12 protein-coding genes and 3 pseudogenes are annotated in these 20,852 nt (G+C 61.9%); 13 read left to right on the top strand and 2 right to left on the bottom strand.

Going from position 1 to position 20,852, the window contains the following annotated elements:
- The first annotated feature begins 333 nt into the window (after window positions 1-333).
- From LT988_RS25300 to LT988_RS17390, 13 genes and pseudogenes are all read left to right on the top strand, one after another.
- Window positions 334-459, top strand: a complete 126-nt coding sequence (locus tag LT988_RS25300) for a hypothetical protein (protein WP_269752057.1) — start codon at window positions 334-336, stop codon at window positions 457-459.
- 10 nt (window positions 460-469) lie between these two features.
- Window positions 470-1,069, top strand: coding sequence for a hypothetical protein (locus tag LT988_RS17350; RefSeq protein WP_232406785.1), 600 nt, complete (start codon window positions 470-472; stop codon window positions 1,067-1,069).
- A gap of 30 nt (window positions 1,070-1,099) precedes the next feature.
- Window positions 1,100-1,255 (top strand): annotated as a pseudogene (locus LT988_RS25585) (hypothetical protein); the annotation flags it as partial.
- A gap of 1,218 nt (window positions 1,256-2,473) precedes the next feature.
- A complete protein-coding gene (locus LT988_RS17360) occupies window positions 2,474-8,746 on the top strand; it encodes a neuraminidase-like domain-containing protein (protein WP_232406787.1) in 6,273 nt (2,090 codons plus the stop codon).
- Window positions 8,747-8,765: 19 nt separating this feature from the next.
- Window positions 8,766-12,446 carry a Tc toxin subunit A-related protein gene (locus LT988_RS17365; protein WP_232406788.1) on the top strand — a complete coding sequence of 1,227 codons (3,681 nt, stop codon included), beginning with the start codon at window positions 8,766-8,768 and terminating at the stop codon, window positions 12,444-12,446.
- 85 nt (window positions 12,447-12,531) lie between these two features.
- Complete coding sequence (locus tag LT988_RS25590) at window positions 12,532-12,840, top strand: PASTA domain-containing protein (protein ID WP_408648012.1); 309 nt, start codon at window positions 12,532-12,534, stop codon at window positions 12,838-12,840.
- Between the two features lie 39 nt (window positions 12,841-12,879).
- A pseudogene (locus LT988_RS25595) lies at window positions 12,880-13,032 on the top strand (PASTA domain-containing protein); the annotation flags it as partial.
- A gap of 223 nt (window positions 13,033-13,255) precedes the next feature.
- The gene (gene tnpA / locus LT988_RS17370; RefSeq protein ID WP_232406789.1) at window positions 13,256-13,615 is read left to right on the top strand and encodes an IS66 family insertion sequence element accessory protein TnpA; all 360 of its coding nucleotides are present in this window, start codon (window positions 13,256-13,258) and stop codon (window positions 13,613-13,615) included.
- On the top strand, window positions 13,612-13,965 hold the full coding sequence (tnpB, locus tag LT988_RS17375) for an IS66 family insertion sequence element accessory protein TnpB (RefSeq protein ID WP_232406790.1): 354 nt from the start codon (window positions 13,612-13,614) through the stop codon (window positions 13,963-13,965). Before tnpA ends, tnpB begins: the two co-directional genes overlap by 4 nt.
- A 48-nt stretch (window positions 13,966-14,013) precedes the next feature.
- Window positions 14,014-15,681, top strand: coding sequence for an IS66 family transposase (tnpC, locus tag LT988_RS17380; protein WP_232406791.1), 1,668 nt, complete (start codon window positions 14,014-14,016; stop codon window positions 15,679-15,681).
- Between the two features lie 83 nt (window positions 15,682-15,764).
- Window positions 15,765-15,962, top strand: a pseudogene (locus LT988_RS25600) (PASTA domain-containing protein); the annotation flags it as partial.
- A 413-nt stretch (window positions 15,963-16,375) separates the two neighbouring features.
- Window positions 16,376-16,906, top strand: a complete 531-nt coding sequence (locus LT988_RS17385; RefSeq protein WP_232406792.1) for a hypothetical protein — start codon at window positions 16,376-16,378, stop codon at window positions 16,904-16,906.
- Window positions 16,907-17,547: 641 nt separating this feature from the next.
- Window positions 17,548-18,009: a hypothetical protein gene (locus tag LT988_RS17390; protein ID WP_232406793.1), complete on the top strand. Its 462-nt coding sequence runs from the start codon at window positions 17,548-17,550 to the stop codon at window positions 18,007-18,009.
- 89 nt (window positions 18,010-18,098) lie between these two features.
- Here LT988_RS17390 and LT988_RS17395 read toward each other — a convergent pair whose 3' ends face one another.
- Together LT988_RS17395 and dinB are read right to left on the bottom strand one after the other, a co-directional pair.
- On the bottom strand, window positions 18,099-19,463 hold the full coding sequence (locus LT988_RS17395) for a cytochrome P450 (RefSeq protein WP_232406794.1): 1,365 nt from the start codon (window positions 19,461-19,463) through the stop codon (window positions 18,099-18,101).
- A gap of 173 nt (window positions 19,464-19,636) precedes the next feature.
- Entirely contained in the window at window positions 19,637-20,815 is a 1,179-nt protein-coding gene (gene dinB, locus LT988_RS17400) for a DNA polymerase IV (protein ID WP_232406795.1), read from the bottom strand.
- Window positions 20,816-20,852: the final 37 nt, after the last annotated feature.

The following is a 20,852-nucleotide window of genomic DNA, read 5'->3' on the forward strand; positions in this document are numbered from 1 at the left end:
AAGAGGGAAACCTTGATCTGAATCCCGGCCACAACCTGACGGGGGACGGGCGGGACGCCCGATCCCCGACCTGCAAGGGTGGCCAAAGTTATGATCGACGTTAAGAGGGACGGATCACGTTTGTTCATCACAGCATAAGAGGCTAGAACAGTTGTCGCTTTGATATGGGTTTTTGTCGGTTTCCTTGCGGCCCCTTCTTTCCTTGCTTGCCTCGGAAATTACAACGGCGATTGCGTACACCCGGTTCACTCCGATCCATTCCTATCACCTGGCGGAGCGAACCCATACAGACCATGAAAGCAACAGCAGTCGCCAAGGCGACAGAGGCATCCAATGGCGGAGCAAACCTATAGCGTCGGCGGTATTGTCTTGAAATCAACTGGCACCGACAGCGCGGGCCTCGGGCTCGAATCCTTGGACTCAGACCTGCTGTTCGACAAACTGCTCGGCTCCGCGTGAGGAGACGTCAATGGATCCCACATGGCCCTGGAACAGCCTTGAGATCGCCAAGCTGCTGGTCTCCGTCCTCACACCCCTGTCGATCGGACTTCTTGGTTTCTGGTTCAACCGGCGGTTGCACAAGTTGGAGTCGGAGCGTGAAGACTCGCGACGAACGGAGGAGGCGCGGAAAAGAAAAGCGCGCGACGAGCTCGAGAGGCGGTTTGTGCCGCATATCGAATTTGACATCGACTGCCATTTCTATGGGCCGCACCAAGGCAAGTACGCGGCCGAGTTCACGCTTTCGGCCAGCAACAAGGGAATAACACGTCATGAGTTCACGAGCGTCCTTCTGCGCGTGCGTGGCGTGACCCAGGAGGCTTCATTGCGCTTCTGGGCAAAGCATTATCCCCACAGGTTGGAGTTTCCGGAAGCGATTCTCAAGGATGAAGTCAAGCCTAGGAACTGGAATTATATCTTCGTCGAGCCGGGTGTTACTCAGCGTCTCACCTATTCGACGATCATTGATGAAGAGATACGACTTATCACCGCGCGTGCCGAATTCCATTACGCGCGGTACACGCCTCACAGCACCGAAAGGATGTTCGAAGTCCGTGCACCGAAGGTCTAAAGACCTCTTTAGAAACCGAAGAGATCAGTCATGCGCGATACGACCCACCCTCTCGCCCTCAATGACCGCGGCGAGGCCGTTGCGGAGCTTCAACAGGCGCTTGTCAGCCTGGGTTTGCCAATCCCCAGAGGCGAGACGGATGAGGCCGCCTTCGGTGTCGGCACCGAGAACGCGCTTCTCAGCTTTCAAACGAGCGCTAACCTGCGTCGTACCGGAATCACGGATGCGGACACGGAGGCGGCATTGGCCCGTGCGATCGGTGTCGTGGCGACGGGCCAGTATCGGGCTGAAGGTCGCATCTTTTCCGGCCAGGGATTTCCGGCTGGAGGGGTCACCGTGCGGCTCTACAGCCGTGGCTTCGGCGATTCCAAGGCTCTGATTGGCCAGACAGAAACCGACGGTCAGGGCTTCTATGCGGTGAACTACGATCTTCCGGGCCGGTCGGCAAACCTCGAAGTCTTCATGGTCTCCCCGGACGGTGCCGAGGTCTCCTTGTCGAGCACCCGGTTCAACGCGGAACGGTACGAGGTGCTGAATCTTGTTGCACCAGCCGGTGCGGTTCCCTTGGCGCCTGAATTCGAGCGGCTGAGCCGCGATCTTCAGGCGCACCTGGGGGACGCCGCGGAGGGGCGGGCCGGTCTCGCCGATGCGCAAGAGAACGGCGAGCGGCAGGATCTCACGCTCCTGCATCGGGCCACGGGCTGGGATGCCCGACTGATCGCCATGGCAGCGACCGCTGACCGATTGGGCAACGAGCTCGGCATCGCGCCGGATGCCGCTTACGCCCTGTGCCGGGTCGGTCTGCCCACGGACCGGGAGCTGCTCGCCCGAGTACCCACCGCAGCCATCGGAAAGGCACTGCGCAAGGCCGTCGAGTCGGGCATCGTCGCGCTCGACCAAGACCAGATCGTCGAGGCCGAAGGGCACCTTCGAGAAACGGCCATCGAGACCCGTCGTCAGGAACGGGCGCCGGGCGCCCTGTCGACGTTCGGCGAGCTGCTCGGCAAAGCGGATAGCGTCGAAGCGAAGGAGCGCGCGCTGTTTGAAGACCTCCATTTCGCCCGCGAAGACGCCGTCGTGGACCTTTGGGAGCAGGCACGCGCCCGAGGGATAAGCGAAAACTCCATCGCTGCCTTGCGGCTGCAGGGCAAGCTGGCGTGCCTGACCTTCAACAACGCCGAGCTTGCCGCTTCGCTCCAAAGCGACCTCGATTCGCCCGACGACCTAACCCCCCTGGTCGACCTGGATCTCGACCGGGCCGAGACCTGGAAGGCGCAACTGCGCGGATTGGGGAACCGGGACAGAGAGGACGCGCTGGAGGACCTGATCCCGCCTGCCTACCAAGGCGAGACCCCGGCGGACCGACTCGATGCCTACGCCGCGGACCTGGCTCGCAAGGTCCGGGTGAGCTTCCCGACCCAGGTGGTCCGGCGATTGGTCGAGCGGGGCGATCTCTCGCTCGGCGACGGCCCCCAAGCCGGCGTTGCCAGCTTTCTAAAGAATGCCGCCGATCTTGGCTTTGAGCTGGGACAAACGCGACTCAGCGCGTTCGTTGAGCAGAATCTCGACAAAGTCCTGTCGGATGATATGACGTCGGCGGAGCGAACCGCCACGGTGAAGGAGATCACCCGCCTGCAGTGTCTCTATCAGATCACGCCGAGCAACGAGTCGCTCATCGCCATCGCGAAGCTCGGCTTCGCCTCCGCGGACGATGTAGCCGCCTTTACGGCCGACGAGTTCCGCGACCGCTTCGGCGCGGACTTCCCGTCTCTTGACGAGGCACGTCTGGTCCACGAGAAGGCGCAGCAGGTCACCAGCGTCATCTACAACTTCTGCACCATGGCCCAGCAGATGGCCAGCACGCCGCCAACCTATGTGACGTCCCCTTCTGCGTCCCAGGTAACGGAGGCAAAGAACAATCTGATCAAGCATTATCCTTCGCTGGAGACCCTGTTCGGCTCATTGGATTTCTGCGACTGTGAGCACTGTCGTTCGGTCTTGAGTCCGGCGGCCTATTTCGTGGATCTCCTGCAATTCCTCGACCCCAAACCGACGGTATGGACGAGCTTTTGTCATGCCTGGAGGAGAAAGCACGGGCAGGAGGCGCCCTATCCCTTCGGCGACAAAGCAGCCTATGACCGTTTCGATGCCGAGTGGAAAGACGGCGCCCCGCCGATCGAGAAGACGCCATACGAGATCCTTATCGCCCATCGCCCCGATCTGCCACACATTCAGCTCACCTGTGAGAATACCCAAACCGCCTTGCCGTATATCGACGTCGTCAACGAGATCCTCGAATACTACGTTGCCCACGGCGAACTCGCTGCCGGTGCCGCTCACAACACCGGCAAGGATGTCACCACGGCGGAGCTGCTCGCCGAGCCCCAAAACGTGCTCTCCGCTGCCTACGACAAGCTCAAGACGGCCTGCTACCCGCTGAAGCTGCCCTTCGACCTCTGGCTGGAAACCGCTCGACGGTTCTTCGATCACTTCGACACCCCGCTCTGGCAGGTGTTGGACCTGCTGCGACCGACCGAGACGCTGTTCGACACCACGGTGGCCTACGCCCGCGAGGCGGTCTTCGGCGAGTACCTGGGGCTTTCACCGGCGCAATCTGCGCTCTTTGCCAATACTGAGCCGCTACATTGGCATCTCCTCTACGGATACAGCGAGGAAGCCGATGCGCTCAAGGCGCTTACCTGCGCCAAGACGCTCTCCAGGCGGTTGGACCTCAGCTATAAGGAGCTGGTGGACCTCGTGCAGACCAGCTTCGTGAACCCCGGGCTAGCCGATCTGGCGCTCGTCTGGAAGTTGGGACTCGAGATTGGTGATGTGGTGCAGTATTTCAAAGTCCAGGGAACGCCTGGTTACGCTGCTGAGCAGCAGGCCTTCGAGCAACGTCTGGGCGCCCTCGACACGACCTATCAGCTGCAGGCGGGCTCCACCAAGAAGGCGCTTGAAGACCTCTGGAAAGCCGGGAAATTCGAAGACACACTGGTGCTCAAGGACACCTCCGGTCTTTGCGATTTCGGCGAAACCTACCTTCGGTTTGTCGATGGTACGGACGCCGACGCGCTGGTGCTTCTGAAGATCAACCTCTTCGTCCGGCTATGGAAGGCACTCGGCTGGTCGATGGAGGAAACCGATCGCGCCCTTCAGGTCTTCCTGCCCAAGAGCTTACTGCCGTTGAATAGCGCGGACCTCGGCGAGGCCCTGCAGACTGCGCTGATCTACCTTGCCCACCTCAAGGCCCTTGTGGAGAAAGTCGAGGTTGGCAAGAACAGCCGCTTGAAGCTGCTCACCTTGTGGTTTGACCTGCCGACGACGGGCAAGCAGTCACTTTATGCCCAGCTTTTCCTCACGCCAAGTGTATTGAAAGAGGATCCGGCCTTCGACGATCCGCTGGGCAAGTACCTCTCCGACTCGACCCGTCTCCTTGCGGATCATCTCGGCACGCTGCAGGGTGCCCTAAACCTGACCGCGGATGACATACGGCGAATTCTGCTTGACGTCGACATCGATATCGCTCCGCTCTTTTCGTTAACTTGGTCCGACCTTGAAGGCGTGCTGAAGGACGGCGCCCCCCCGAAAGCGCTCCAGACGGCTTGCAAGGGCAAAGGCGTCTCGCTGTCCACCAGCGCCGTTGTCAAGACGGAGATACAGGATGCCAAGTGGCGCATCACCGACGGACAGAAGCAGTATGTACTCACGAAGACTGGCGCAACATTACTGTTTTACGATGCCGGGGACGCCCCGAAGCTTACGCTGGAGAATGTCTCGCTGCTGTACCGCTATGGCTTGCTGTCTGCGGGTCTGAACCTGTCGATACGCGATCTGATTCGATTGAAGGGGCTATCCGGGCTGGACCCCTTCAAGCCACTATGCAAGACGGCGCTGGCCGTCATTACGGACGATTACGCGCTCACGCAAACCCTGCAGTTCGTTGAGGTAGCTGAAAAGATCAAGCAGAGTGGCTTCGCGGTAGAAGACCTGGAATACTTGATTCGCCATCGATTCGATTCCACCGGTGACTACCGTATCAGCGCCGAGCCGCCGTTCGCGGTTATTAAGACACTCGCTGCCGGGCTGCGGAACATCGATGCGGAGCATGCCGTCCCGGTCGATGCAGACAGCATCACGGACGACTGGCTGCAGCAGGAGCTCGCCCTTGTACTGAGCAGCGATGTCGCTCAGCAGTTTTTCGCTATGGTCAAGGGGACGGTCGTATACGAGGCTAGCGAGGCAGAGGTTCTCGATGCGAACAAGCTCGATCCTAAGAGCTTGGCCAAGTTTCCTGCCGTCCAGGTCAGCTACGATAAACAAGAGACGACTCAGCGGCTCCGCTACCTTGGCGTTCTGACGGATACGGCAAAGATCGCACTGACGGCAGCCATCCCGTCGGCAGTGCTTAACGATCTTCTTGCCAGAGTACAGAAGGCGGCCAAGACGTTTTTCGATAAGCATCTCAAAGGCTTTCTTTCCGCGGCTGACTTCGATCTGTTGTTTGGCGCCGGACGACCGGACGCGGAGAAGCGGAAGAAGATCGCCGACGCCTTCCTGCCCTATTTACGAAGAAAGCTCTCCCGCCAGCTCGCGGTGCAGACGCTGGCGGCCGACCTCAAGGCCGACGCCTCCCTCGTCGAGGCGCTGCTGACCGACTCCGGCGAGGCGTCGGGTTATCTGGTGCCGGCGGGTCAACCCGAACGGCTCCTGAGCGATCCCAGCGATTCGAGTAAGCCGATTCTGGACGCCTTCGTCACGGCAAACACACAAGGTCTAACGGGGGCGTTTTACGACAGTGATGACAAGCTCATCGAGACGATCCACTTGGATGCTGCCGACACCGGCGCCAAGACTACCACCGGCACAGCCATTAAGCCCGCCGAGACCAGCAGCGCGCACCTGGACGGCTGGATCGAGGTAGCTACAACGGGGACCTATTGTTTCTTACTGGCCTTGACCCCTGGGGCCGAAGCCGAGCTCGGCTTCGACCATCTGCCGGATCCGCTGGTTCGCGGGAAAGCGGACACCCAAGCCACGACGACGACCGAGCTCAGCGGCTACCTGGAGCTGAAGGCAGGCGTGCCCTACCACTTCACACTGGATGCCCGCAACCTCGACACCAGCGACGTGGCCGTTCTCGTGCAGAGCGCCGACATGGCGAAAGATGCCCTCAGCAAACTCAGACTCTACCCCGCGGCCGGCGTCGAACGCGTTAAGAGGGCATCGACATTGTTGGCGAAGACGCTCCAGATCCTGCAAGGTCTGGGACTGAGCGAGAGAGAGTTGCGCTACTTCGTCACCTATCAGGCCGATTTCAACAATCTCGATCTGGGCAAGCTCCCGACAGGGGCCACCGACGACACAGCGATTAACGCGGAGGCGCTCTTCGGTCAGTTTCTTCGCCTCGCGGACTACGCCGCCCTGAAACGCGAACTTTCCGCAGGCACTGACGACCTGATCGCCATCTTCGAGCAGGCTCGGTGCAGCTATCCGGCAACAGCCGCGTCACTGGACAAGAAGACGGCGTTGTTCAAGGACCTGTGCACCAGGGTCGCCTCCCTCACGCGCCGCAGCACCGAGATGGTCCAGGCGACGGCGGAGCATCTGGGCTTTGCGACCCAATCTTCGTCCGACGGCACGACATTGTCTCTTCTGGCGCCTGACTTCACACACGAAAGGGGTCTTGAGAGGCTCTGGAAGGTCTTGCAGCTTGTCGAGAAGCTCGGAGTTTCGGCCGACACGTTGGCCCGCTGGACGGCAATCGTCGGCAGAACTACGCCCGATACAAGCCGCGCGGCGATCGCCAACGAGCTGAAGAACGCCATCAAGTCCCGTTACACGCCGGAGAGCTGGCAGCGCATCGCGCAGTCAATTTTCGACGAGCTGCGCCGGCTCCAGCGCGATGCCCTGGTTGCGCAAGTCATGCATGAGGAAGGCTTCGAGCGCATGGAAGAGCTGTTCGAATACTTCCTGATCGACCCCGGCATGGAGCCGATCGTTCAGACCTCACGGATTCAGCTCGCGATCTCGTCCGTTCAGCTCTTTATTCAGCGAAGTCTGTTGAATCTCGAGCCTCTGGTCGATCCTTCCGCGATCAACGGCAAGCACTGGCAATGGATGAAGCGCTACCGCGTCTGGGAGGCGAACCGCAAGATCTTTCTCTTCCCTGAGAACTGGCTCGAGCCTGAATTCCGTGACGACAAGAGTCACCTCTTCGAGGAGATGGAGAGCGCGCTGCTGCAAGGCGACGTCTCGAACGACTTGGCCGAAGAGGTCTTGTTCAATTACCTGAGCAAGCTGGAAAGGCTCGCGCGTCTGGAGATCGTGACCATGTATTGCCAGGAGCAGCCGCTGTCTCCGGAATCCAACACACTGCATGTCATCGGACGCACCGAGAATCAGCCGCACGAGTACTTCTATCGGCGTTACGCCCAGCAGATGTGGACACCTTGGGAGCCCGTGACCACCGAGATCGAGGGTGACCACGTGGTGGCCGCCTTCTGGCGGGACAGGCTGCACCTGTTTTGGGTCACGTTTCTGGAGACCGCGGAGAAGAGTGCAACCAGCGACCCTTTCAAGGACAACGCGAAAGGGCTAGGAGAAACAACATCCAGCACACTGATCGCGCAAGCCACCGCGGCTGCACGACGAACAGTCGACGTCCAGTTGAATTGGGCCGAGTATTTTCAAGGCGAATGGAAAACGCCTGAAAACACAGGTTTGAGAAAACCACTGCGTGTCGACATCGGAGACATAGATCAGGCGTTCGACAAGGGCGAGATCTTCATCTTCGTCACCGAGGTCGAGAACGAAGACGCGGTGACGATCAACCTTCGTGGGGCGAACTTCTTTTATGGGATACCCGCACAAGATAGTACCGTTACGATGTCGGCTGCTCCACCACAAGACAACGCGACCGCCTTCCATCTGGTCACCAAGAGCAGCCCGCCGGAGATCTGGCCTGTGGCCGACTTGCCGAAGCGCCCCTACTCAGCGGGAAGCTCAGCGCTGATCCGCGAGGCGACCCAGCACACAAAGGGGCAAGGCGCGCTTATGATCACCTACGACGAAACGCTCGTGGAGGAGAACGGCAAGCAGGGCCAGCCCCAATCGGCGCGAAGTTCGATCCTATGCAAAGGATTTGGAGCCCCGAGGCTGGATCTCTTCTCGCTGCTGACATGCAGCAATGCGCTGCGATCGTTCCCGGACGAAATCGGCATGCTCGTCAGCCCTTTCTTCTATCAGAACCGCTGGCACGCCTTCTTCGTCGAACCGACCCTGACAGAGACCAAGGTCGTCGACTGGAAGGAGTATGTCATCAGTCCTACGTTTCCCGATCCCATCCTGTTAGAAGATGCCTGGTGGAAAGAAATCCCCCTAAAGCCCGAGGTTCCATTGCAGAAACTGCCTTTGCCAGGCGCGGTGGGACCACTTGCCCGTTACAAGATAGAGATCGGTCAGGATTGGGTAACCGATCCGACGACGGTCCTCGATTACAAGGGACAACTGATCGGAAAGGGTGGGGCACTCCTGCCGGAAGGAGGAGCGGAGGGATCGGCGCGTGGACGACCTTCCGTGGTGACCGATGTCCGGGAAGGGAATGGAAGGCGCATGATCGGCAGCAATGGCTTGCGGCCGGCTGACCTCGCAAGTCTGAAGTCCCCGGTTCGTTGAATCAAGCGGAGGCCCTTCGATGACCGACAGTTTTCACACCTTCTTCGACGCCAAGGTCCTCCCCTTGATCGGCAAGCCACGGTTGGGAGGCTCGATCAGCGAACAGGTACGGGTCACCACCCGAAACCGCACGCTTAGTTATCGGTTCTATCCGCATTTCCACCCGTATGTGGAGGAGCTCGTTGGGCAGTTGGTGACAAGTTCCGTGAACGGCCTCCAGACCGTCGATACCAAGTATTGCCTATTGGCCACGCTGAGCGATGGCTGCATAGCCACGACCTCAAGCGGTGCCCAGATAACCCTGAGTGCCGGAACGTCCGCCAGACTCATCGCCGGGACGGTGCTTACACTCGGAGGCGATACCGCACTCCGAGTGTCGGGGAATCGTCTGGTCACCTGCGCCGACGGGAAGATGACGACGTTGGCGAAAGGCACATCGGTTACCGTGTCAAGCGGCACCGCGATCGAGACATTGGTCGGCAAGGCACTCACTCTCCAGCAGGCCGCCACGTTGTCCTTATCGGACGGACAGCCAAGACCGGTCCTCTCCGAGGAGATCTTCACCGCCGATCGGTACGATCCAGATCCCGTGCTGGTGCCGAACACGCCAGATTCGCCTCATCCGCTGAAGGACCTCGACTTCACGTCGAGCGGCGCCTACTCGGTCTACAACTGGGAGCTGTTCTACCACCTGCCGCTGACTGTCGCCCTGCATCTAACCAAGAACCAGCGGTTCGCGGATGCACAACAGTGGCTGCATTACGTCTTCGACCCCACCGACGACAGCGATGGTCCGACCCCGGAGCGGTTCTGGAAGGTCAAGCCTTTCCAGACCACGGATGTCAAGCGGATCGAGGAGATCCTTGTCAATCTGTCCACCGGCGTCGACGAGAAGTTGCGAAAGGACACGATTAACAGCATCAATGCCTGGAAGGAGGCGCCATTCCGCCCCCACTTGGTTGCCCGCTATCGGCAGTCCGCGTACATGTTCAAGGCGGTGATGGCCTATCTGGATAATCTCATCGATTGGGGAGATAGTCTCTATCGCCAGGACACTCGGGAGACTGTCAATGAAGCGCTGCAGCTCTACGTCCTGGCGGCGAACATCCTCGGTCCGAGACCGCAGGCCGTCCCGAAAAAGGGCTCGGTCCGCCCGCAAACCTACGCCAACCTGAGGCAGGACCTGGACAAGCTGGGGAATGCCCTGCGCGAGCTCGAGGCCGACATCCCATTCGATCTCGCGCCTCGCCCCCGAGCGGCGACCGAGCTCACCGGTCAAACATCACTCGGCAGTTTCGGCAAGACGCTCTACTTTGGTGTCCCGCGCAACGACAAGCTGAGCGGTTACTGGGACACCGTCGCCGATCGCCTCTACAAGATCCGCAACAGTCTCAACATTCAGGGCATCTTCCGACAGCTACCGCTCTTCGAGCCCCCCATCGATCCGGGCCTCTTGGCGAAGGCGGCTGCCGCCGGGTTGGACATCGGCGCCATTCTCACCGGCCTGAATCAACCCTTGCCCTTGGTCCGTTTTCAGGTGCTGGTGCAGAAGGCCGCCGAGATCTGCCAAGAGGTGAAATCATTGGGCAACGGGCTGCTCGCAGCCATCGAGAAGGAAGACAACGAGCTCCTTGCGATTTTGCGTGCTAAGCATGAACGGGTTCTCTTGGGGCTGGCGGAAACCGTGAAGTACGCGCAGTGGCAGGAGGCGATTAAGTCCCGTGAGGCACTAGAGACCTCCTTTGACAATGCTGCGCAACGATTCATCTACTACGAGCGGCTCTTGGACGAACAACAGTCAGACGTAGAGAATAAAACCGACACAGCCCGATCGAGTCTTGGCGATCTCGAGACCGACGGCTTCGAGAAATCAAATACGTCTTTTGCATCGAAAGAACCTACCGTCGAGTTACGCAGTATAGCCGTTGATATTGCACATGGGGTTTTTGAGAACGACCTTGCCGGCGGCAAGAAATTAAGTCAACACGAGCTTGACGAACTGAGGAAGCTGGAAGAGGCCCAAGAAGAAACCGAGGCAGCCACGCATTGGGACAAGGCGGCTGGGGGCATGGCGATCGTTCCTGATTTCGAATACGCATACAAGCCCATGGGAAGCGGGTGGTCCTTTAGGGTGGGTAGAGCCAACATTATTGCTGCTTTGCAATTTGTTTCTAGTTTTTACAAAGCCGAGGCTCAAGAGCTCACTTTCGAGGCCGGAAAGTCCGCAAAAACCGGTTCCTACGCCACCCGCGAGCGGGAATATGCTTTTCAGAGTAATCTTGCCGCCGGGGAAATGACGCAGATTCTCAAACAACTGCGCGCGGCTCAAATCCGGGAGTACAGCGCGAAGCGGGACTGGACCAACCACCAGCAGCAGGTCCGCCACGCGGAGGAGATCGAATATTTCATGACCGGTGAAAAGAACAAGGACTGGGCTTACAAGATCAGCCCCAAGCAGTCGAAGTCAGCGAACAAGGCCCTTTATGGCTGGATGAAGCGGGAAACGAAAGGGCTGTATGGGCAATGCTTCCAGCTCGCCTTCGATGTCGCCAAGAAGGCTGAGCGCGCGCTCCAGCACGAACTGGGCGATCCGAGCCGGAGCTACCTGCAGTTCGGTTATCTGGACGGAAACCAGGGCCTGCTGGCCGGCGAGAAGCTGTACCTGGATATCAAGCGCATGGAGATGGCTTACCATGATCTCAATCAGCGCGAGTACGAGATCACCAAACACGTCAGCCTGCGCCAGGTCGATCCTATCGAGCTGCTGAAGCTCCGCGCGACCGGGAGTTGCAGCGTCGAGTTGCCGGAATCGCTCTTCGACATGGATTGCCCCGGGCACTATTTCCGGCGGATCAAGTCGGTCGCCTTGACCATCCCCTGCGTCACCGGTCCCTATACCGGCGTCAACTGCACCCTGACCTTGCTGAGCAGCGCGATCCGCAAGAGCGCTCGACTGCTCTCTGATGGGGCCGGCAACGGCTATGCAAGAACAGGCCCCGAGGACGATCGCTTCAGCGATTACTACGGCAGCCTGCAATCCATCGTGGGCAGCAGCGGGCAGAACGACAGCGGACTGTTCGAAACGAATCTCCGGGACGAGCGCTATCTGCCGTTCGAGTACTCCGGCGCCATCGGTAAGTGGCAATTGTCTTTGCCTGCCGACCCAAGCAAGAAAGAGCCTTGCCAGTTTGACTACGATACCATCTCGGATGTGATCCTCCATATCCGCTATACGGCCAGGGAGGGAGGCAGTTTGCTGCGCAAAAAAGCAATGAACAGCCTTGAGAAGCTGATCAATGAGGCCGAAGCTGCTGGCTCAGTGCGACTGTTCTCCGTGCGGCACGATTTCCCGAGCGCATGGGCCGAATTTAAGGCGGCTTCGATCCCAGCTAAAGGTTATGCCAAACTCGCTCTGGACATCAAGGCGGAGCATTACCCGTTCTGGAGCGGTGACAGCCTTAATGTCACAAAGTCCATCGAGCTCATTGCGAAGGGGCTCACTAATTGCGATGTCAAGTTCATCACTGACGGGAAGGCGACCGTTGAGGAACTCAATGAAGATACACGTTTCGGAACCGATTGCGTATCGACGGTGCTGACATCTAAGCCGCTTCCCAAGCCTTTCGGCCAGTTCGATGCCTTTCTCAGCCACAACTCGATGAAGGAGCTGTTTATCGCGGTGATTTGGGCCAAGGCATGAGGTGCGCGGGTTTGGCTGGGAAGCCCCGCGGAGGATTCCGCGCACAGAGACGTTTCTGTTCGAAAAGAAGCCTCTGTTTACACTGATGATCGGCTGGCTTTTCTGGGCGTTGTTTGCAGCGGCCTTTCCGGCCTGTCTCCAGGCGACGGAGAACCTGATCACGGCACCGACGGAGCCACTTCGACTCGCGCAGCGCGATGAAGAACCAAGCCGTGTCCGCGTCCCAGACGTGCGTGGGCGGAATATCACACAGGCGGAGGCCGTCATCCTCCGCGCGGGACTCTCCCCCGGCCGGATGACACCGCAGGATTCGGATTGGGCAGATAACACGGTGCTGCGCCAGGACCCTGCTCCGGGGCAGCAGGTCCAACACGGTACGCCCGTCGGCTTGTAGTTCGCGAGACGATCCGTCGCGCGGGGCGTCCCAAGCGTCATCGGGCACCCGGTCTGGGAAGCGGAACGGATTCTTAAGGAAGCGGATCTCAGGATGCGCGAAGGGGGCCGAGAGCGATCGGACCGACCGGAGGACACCGTTGTCCGGCAGGAGCCAGGGCCTGGGGGATTTCGTCCGCCCGATGCGGTCGTCAACGTCTGGTTGGCAGTGCCCGACTTGGTCACGGTACCTAGCCTGGTGGGCAAGTCGGTCGAGACCGCCAATGCTCTGCTGGGCAAGGCCCTGCGGCTCGGGCAGCTATCGAGGCGGCCCTCCGAGACGCCGGAAGGCCGTAAGCGTCCAGCGAAATACATCTATCCCGCGCACTGCGCGATCTGCAAGATGCCGCCATGTTCCACGCACCGAGGGGAAAAGCATGGCAGAGAAGCGGCGCAGTCGCGAGCAGTGGCGGGAGTTGGTCCGGGGCTGGCCGGGCAGTGGTCTGACGCAGGCACAGTACTGCGAACACCACGGCATTTCCACCGGGAGTCTGTCGCGGTGGCGGGCCGTCTTCGGCCGGGAGCACCAAGCGGGCGGCGGCCCGGCGCGATCCCGCGCCGAGGCGCCGTTATGCTTGCTGCCGGTGCAATTCAGTGAAGCCCTCGAGCCGGCGCGCCGTGATCGGGTGCTGACCGTCGTCTTCGGTGACGGCGTGCGCCTGGAGGTCCCGCCCGGATGCGATGGCGCCACACTCGCGCGGGTGGTGGATGTGCTCGCGCAGCGCACGACGGCATGATCGGCTTCGGCGCACGCACGCAGGTGTATCTGGCTGCAGGGGCCACGGACATGCGCAAACAAATCGACGGTCTTGCGGCCTTGGTGGTCGATGTGCTGCAGGCCGATCCGTTCTCGGATCATCTGTTCGTCTTCTGTAATCGCAGCCGCGACAAGCTCAAGATTCTCTATTGGCACAACAACGGCTTTTGGCTGTGGTATCGGCGTTTGGAGCGCGAGCGGTTTTGGTGGCCGGCGCCGCAGAGCGTCACACCGGTCATGCTCTCGATCCGCGAATTGGGCTGGTTGCTCGAAGGGCTCGATCCGCGCCGTGTCAAAGCCCATCGGCGGGCTGAATTCGACCTGCTTTAAACGCGATGACGCTCGAATGAAGGTCGGTATTCCGGTATTATTCAGTTCATGGACGGCCCGCTTCAAAGACTTCCGAATGACCCCGAGATGCTCCACGGGATCATTGGCCGGTTAAGCGATCAACTGGCGCAATCCGAACGCGAGCGAGCCGAACAGTCGCTGCAGTTGGAACAGCACTCCAATACCCTGCAACAGCAGACCCGGCGTATTGACCAGTTGCTCGAGTACATCGAGCTGTTGCGGCGCAAGCGCTTCGGCCGCAGTGCCGATCGCATCCCCGAGAGTCAGCTCGGGCTGTTTGACGAGACCGAGCTCGAGGCGCTGATCGCCGAACTGGAAGCCGAGCTGCCGGCCGACACCGCGCCGCCGGCGACACCCGCCGAAGACACCCTCGCGCCGCCCAAGGGCAAGCCGGTGCGCCGGCCGCTGCCGAGCCATCTGCCGCGGGTCGAGCGTATCCTGGATCTGCCCGAGGCGGAGAAAGCCGCCATGGGCGAGGATTGGGTCTTGATCGGCTACGACAGCTCCGAGCAACTGGCGGTCATCCCCCGCCAGACCTACGTCATCGAATACAAGCGCGCCAAATACGTTGCCCGTAACGAAGATGTGCCGGGCGCGGAGGTCGGGGTGAAGATCGCCCCGCGTCCGGCGCAGATCATCCCCAAATCCATCGCCCACAGCTCATTGCTGGCCTCCATCGTGACGGCCAAGTTCGTCGATGCCCTGCCGCTGTATCGTCAGGAGACGATCTTCGCGCGCGAGGGCATCGCGCTCGGGCGCCAAACCATGGCGGGCTTGCTCATCCAACTGCAGGTTCCGCTGCAACCCGTCGCCGCGGCGCTGAAAGACCTGCTGCGCCGGGGAGCGGTGGTGCATATCGACGAGACGCCGGTGCAGGTCCTGCGCGAGCCCGGACGCGAGAACACGCAAGACTCCTACATGTGGGTGTTTTGCGGCGGGCCGCCGGGCACACCGGTGCGCTGGTTCGAGTATGCCCCGAGCCGGGCCGCGGAAGTCCCTCGTCGGGTGCTGTTCGCGAGCGACGTCGATCCGCCGCCGCTGCCGTTGTATCTGCAATCCGACGGCTACGGCGCCTATGGTGTCCTCGCCGCTGCGCCCGGAGTCATCGGCCATGCCGGGTGCTGGGCGCACGTGCGACGCAAGTTCGTCGATGCCGCCAACGGGCGCAACGCCGGTGCCGCGCAGCAGATGGTGGCCCTGATCGGGGAGCTCTATGCGGTGGAGCGGCGCCTGCGCGACGCCGATCCCCAGACCCGGCTGCGCGGGCGTAGCGAGCACAGTCGAGCGATCCTCATGCGCATCCGCCGGTGGCTGGATCGCACCGCCACCCGCGTGCTTCCCAAAAGCCTGCTCGGCGAAGCCATCGCCTATGCCCTCGGCCAATGGCCGATCCTCATCACCTTTCTCGAGGACGGGCACCTGGAGATCGACAACAACATCGCCGAAAACGCCATCCGGCCCTTTGTGGTCGGGAGAAAGAACTGGCTCTTCGCCGGCAGTCCCAAGGGCGCCGAAACCAGCGCGCTGCTCTTCAGCCTGATCGAAACCGCCAAGGCCAATGGCCTGGAGCCTTGGGCCTACCTCAACCACCTCTTCGAGCACCTGCCCGGTGCCAAGTCCCCCGAGGCGGTCGCGGCGCTGCTGCCGCACAATCTGAAAATGGACGACCTCAAAAGGGAAGGGTCAATCCGGTAGTTCGCCGGACGCTTACGGAAGGCCTGATCCTGGAACAGAGTCCTCCCGCCGGGGCGAAGCTCCCACTCGGGGGCACCGTTAATGTGGTCATCGGCTCCGGCAGTCTCACTCGGGTACCTTGGATTGTCGGCCAAAGCCAGACAGCCGCTGTGGGTCGACTGGATTCCTCGGACCTACGCGTCGGTCGCGTACTCGCCGAGGCATCCCCGGAGCGGCCGGGCACCGTCATCCGACAGCAGCCCCCCGACGGCAGCCTGGCCCCAAGAGGAAGCAGAGTGGATATCTGGGTTGCTGTCGGCGGCGCCAACCCTCCACCCCCTCTGTGGCTCTGGCTTATCGGCGCAGCTGCGGCATTGCTGGGTGCAGCCGGCTGGTGGTGGTCTCGCCGACGAGGATCGGGATCCGGAACAGGAAATGGGTCGGGAACGGAACCCGAGCCGCGGCCGGCAGTACGACCGGCGAGCGAGCCGAAGGTCAGGGTGCATATCGGAGAAATCGAAGGCCGCGCACCGGACCCGTTGCCGCTCGATCCGCAGATACCGGAAATTGGAATACGGGCCCGTCTGCTGCGCGGTGATACCGAGATCACACCCGAAAACCTCGTCGTGCATGAGGAGCGGAGAAAAACATGGGCGAACCTGCAATCCGGCTTGTCGACCTTGTTTCGAGCGGCCTGCGGGTCATGGCTCAAAAGGTGGAAGACGAGCTCAAGAGCGAGACCGTCATCGGCGCTTCTGAAACGGTTTGGCGATTGGTTAGAGCGGAGACGGAGAGGCAGCTCGAGCAAGCCCTGGATACCGACCCCGCAGAGCTTATCGCCTTGGCCTGGAGTAAGGCACAACCTCTTGAGAAATATGCCGACCCGGAACGATACCCACGCGACCTAAGCGTCATCGTCCATCTCGGAGAACACGAAATGTCGTGGCGCCTCCATCCGGAGATCGACATTGTCGTCGCCGAGGTTCTGATTCGGACGTTCCGATTCACGATAGAACTGACGGTCGAATTCAAGATTGCCGCACTCACGATCCAAGGCGGCATTGTCCGGTCCGTTGCCCCAGGCTGCTGCGCGTTCGGGGCCGCACTCAAGTACGGCGACATTACCTTTAAGGAGGAGGAAACCCCCGACGTGCATTTCCCTGGCCATATCGACTTGGACCTGGGCGTGCCGATTGGCGGCCCTCGCAGGACCTTTATGCATGCACCGGAGGACGGCGAGCGCTGAGTCGCGGCTCCGCTGCATCGCAGAGACCCGAAAGATACCGGCCCAGCAGCCGGCGGCTCTGCTCCACTCGCCCGTTGTCCACCGGCTTCAGTACCCCGGATCAGCATGAAGCCACTTGCAGAAGATATGGGCCGACTGTCCGCTTTGAAGAACCCACGCCAAGTTAGCCACCCATAGTGCGAGCGGCAGGTCTGCAACAGAATCCAGTCGCCCCGCTGCCGGGCCCAACTGGCAGCAAACAGGATCGAAGAGTCACTCGCTTCCGGTTGATGGGAGACGGCTCCTAGCCGACTGCTGGCGGTCGGCGAGAGGCGGCGGAGCTTCTGCTTGGATTCCCTCGGTGGACGTGGGGCGTTGCGAGCTGCACTGGCGGCTGCGCGAGATCCGAAGCAACAACCCGTCGAGGTCGTATCGCCACAACCGCTGTAGAGCGTCAGTTAAACGGGTGCTCCAGCGGTGGTGGCAGCTCCGGATCAATCGTCATCACGATGCTCCTTGACCGGCCAGGGACGGGACGACCCTCGCTGTTCCAGCCGGACGAGCGTCGAGTGCTCAGAGGGTGGTGACATGACTATAGGGACTACCCATGCGACGGCGCACGGATGCCTTTGCGACCGGTGCGGCACGTTACGGACAGACCCTTGGGCCTGATAAAGAAGGTCACCGTGAGTTACTCGACCCGCATCTACATTCTCGGACCGGATGACACCCTGTACCGACTGGCCAGCGCGAGGTTCTCCCGCATGGTCGATGACCCGAAGAGCCACCGACTGGAGCGCTTCGCGGGCCAGCGCGTGCGGATGGCCGAGGTGATCGTGGAGGTGCGTGATCGGGCGCCCTATGCCGTCGTCCGGCTCGTCTACGAAATGCTCGGGTTCGATGCCGAAGGGCGGTTGGACCGCGACACGTTCATACGCCGGAACACGGCGTTGGCGGAACTGGCCATCGATCCCGCGGTGCCTCGAATGGTGGAAGCGGAGAAAACCGTGGTTGCCGCCGGCAGCCGCTTCATCGCGCGAGGGGGATTCTGGCATCCTTCCGCGGCGCTGGAGCGGGAGATTCTGCGCGCAGCGCTCGACGAGACACCGTGCAAGCGGCTCTAGCGCGATCGGGCTCAGGCGTCTGAGATAGCACTGACCTGGATGGCTACAGGCTCAGCATCCGGGTTGCGCGCGACGGAGAGTGGCGCAGATCAGGCCGCCTCGCGAGCCGGCGTGCGCCGGTGCAGGCGCAGCGGCATGCCGCCTTTTGGGCCGAGCGTGATCTGAGGCTCCAGTTCCAGTTGCTGGTTCGGATGCATGAGCGCGAACCGGTAGCGCTGCCCGATGGTCGCCAGAATCAGCGGGCCTTCGACCAACGCGAATTGGTTGCCGATACAGATGTGCGGGCCGCCTCCGAAGGGGAAATACTTGAACGTGTGCCAGCGGCGCTCAGCGTTCTCGGCAAAGCGATCGGGGTCGAAGCGCTCCGGATCCTCCCAGAGATCGGGGTGACGATGCATGGCGTAGGGGCTCGTCATCAGGACGCTGTTCGCCGGAATGCGGTGCCCGCCGATGTCGAATGGCTCGGCCGCGGCGCGCACCATTAAATACGCGGCCGGGTAGAGCCGCAATGCCTCCTTGAAGACCATCCGGGTATACGGCAGACGCTCCAGGTCATCGAACCCGGGCGGTCGGCCGCCCAAGACCGCATCGACCTCCGCGTGGAAACGTGCCGCGATCTCCGGCTGGCGCGCCAGGTGATACCACACGTAGGTGAGCGTCAAGGCCGTGGTGTCGTACCCGGCGAGATAGAGCGTCAGCACCTCGGCGCGGATCTCCTCGTCGGATAGCCGCGCGCCGGTTTCGGCGTCGGTCATGTGCACCATCATGGTCAGGAGGTCGCCGCCGTCCGCACCGCTCGCGCGACGCCGGTGGATCGCCTCCAAGACGATGCGGCCGAGCGTGTCGGAGAGCGCCCGCTGGCGGCGATACTCCGGGGTCGGGAACCAATCCGGGATCTGCAGCAGACGGTCGAACTGGCGCGTGGCGATGGCCTGCAAGGCCGGAACCGTGGCGGCCACCGTCGCGGTATGGGTGGTGCTGTCGACCCGAAAAAGCGCCGCGGTGACGATGGACAACGTGAGTCCGTCCATCTCCTGTTCCACATCCGCCTGTTGTCCGTCGTGCCAGCGCTCGGTCAGGGCGAGCGCGCGGCGCGCCATGCTGTCGGCATAGCCTCGCACCTGCTGCAGGTGCAGGGCGGGGGCGATCATGCGGCGGTGGCGTTTCCATTCCTCGCCTTCGCTGGTCAGAAGACCAACCCCCAAGGTCTTCTCGAGGATTCTGCGCACGAGTGGATCTCGCGCCAGATGCCGATGCTTGGTCACCAGCAGGTCGCGGATGAGATCCGGATGGGAGATCAGATAGACGCGCCTGTGGCCGAGCCGGAATCCGACGATTGGCGCGATCCGCGCGCTTTCGGCGAGGAAGCCGAGACGATCCTCGCGAAAGGCCCGCAGACAACCGGTGAGCCAATGGCCCTTGCGCTCGATCAGTGGGAACGTCGCGGTGCTCATGCGGGCCTGTCCTCCCGTGTCCGATCGGTCACGTCTCCGCTGCCTCGGGGATCAGTGGCGAGTGTATTGGCGAGCAGCGCCTTTACAAGCAGTCGGCATCCGCGTCGAACCGCCCGGGAGAAGCCTCTTATCAACGACAGGGTCGATTTATCAACGACAGGGTCGATGCATCGCTATGGCCGCCGAGAGAGTCCACGCTGAATGCAGTGCCTGCCGAACTTGAGCCGGATCGCATCGAGCGTCGCGTCGAGGCGATCATCCGCACGAACCTGCTCGCGGGGATCCATGTCCGCGAACAGATCCGGCTGCACGGGTGCCTGGGTCCAGCCGGAAAGACCCAGACCGATCAACCGCACCGCCCGACCGGCGTGGGTGTCGGCACGGTACAGGTCCCAGGCCGTACCGAAAATGACCCGATCGTCCGCGGTCGGTGCCTCCAGGGTCCGGGAGCGGGTATGGGTCTCGAAGGGGTGCAGGCGGATCTTCAGGGTAACCACCGCGCCCTTGCGCGCGGCGTGCCGGGCCAGATAGCCGACCTCCTGCGCGGCCCAACGCAGGGTGTCGCGCAGCACCTCGGTGTCCACGACATCCTCGGCGAAGGTCGTCTCCTTGGAGATCGATTGCCGTTCGGTGGCCGGATGGACCCGGTCGTCGGCGATCCCGTGCGACTGCAGATGCACCTGCGTGCCGGTGCGTGCGCCCAAGCGTCGGCGCAGCTCCTCCAGCGGCCGGGTACGCACGTCGCCGACCGTCCGCAAGCCGGCTTGCTCGAGGCGTCGGGCCGTTACGGCGCCGACGCCGCGCAGGGCGGCGAGCGGCAGCGGATCCAGGAAGGCGCGGACCTCCTCCAGGCGCACCACCAGGAGTCCATCCGGCTTGCGGGCGTCCGAGGCGAGCTTGGCGATCAGGCGGTTCGGACCGATCCCCACCGAGGCGGTCAGCCCGACCGCCGCGTGAATGGCCGCCTTGGCGCGCCGTGCGACGACCTCGGGCGGACCGATCAGCCGCTCCAACCCCGAGACATCCAGGTAGGCCTCGTCGATCGAGACCGGCTCGACGACCGGGGAGAGGGTGGCGAGCACCCGCATGATCTCTCGCGACACGCCGGCATAGCGCGCCATGTCCGGGCGCACGTAGACCGTCTCCGCCGGCAGACGGCGCACCGCTTCGGCAATCGGCATGGCCGAGTGCACGCCGAAGCGGCGCGCCTCGTAGGAGCAGGTCGCGACCACGCCGCGTCGGCCGGGCTCGGCGCCGACGACCAATGGGCGCCCCCGCCACTCCGGGCGGTCGCGCTGCTCCACCGCCGCATAGAAGGCGTCGAGATCGACGTGCATGACGAGGCGGGACATGCGGCGATGGACCCTCGGTTGCCGGGATAGGGGCGCG

Origin of the sequence: Thiocapsa bogorovii (assembly GCF_021228795.1) — a bacterium.
GTDB lineage: Bacteria > Pseudomonadota > Gammaproteobacteria > Chromatiales > Chromatiaceae > Thiocapsa > Thiocapsa bogorovii.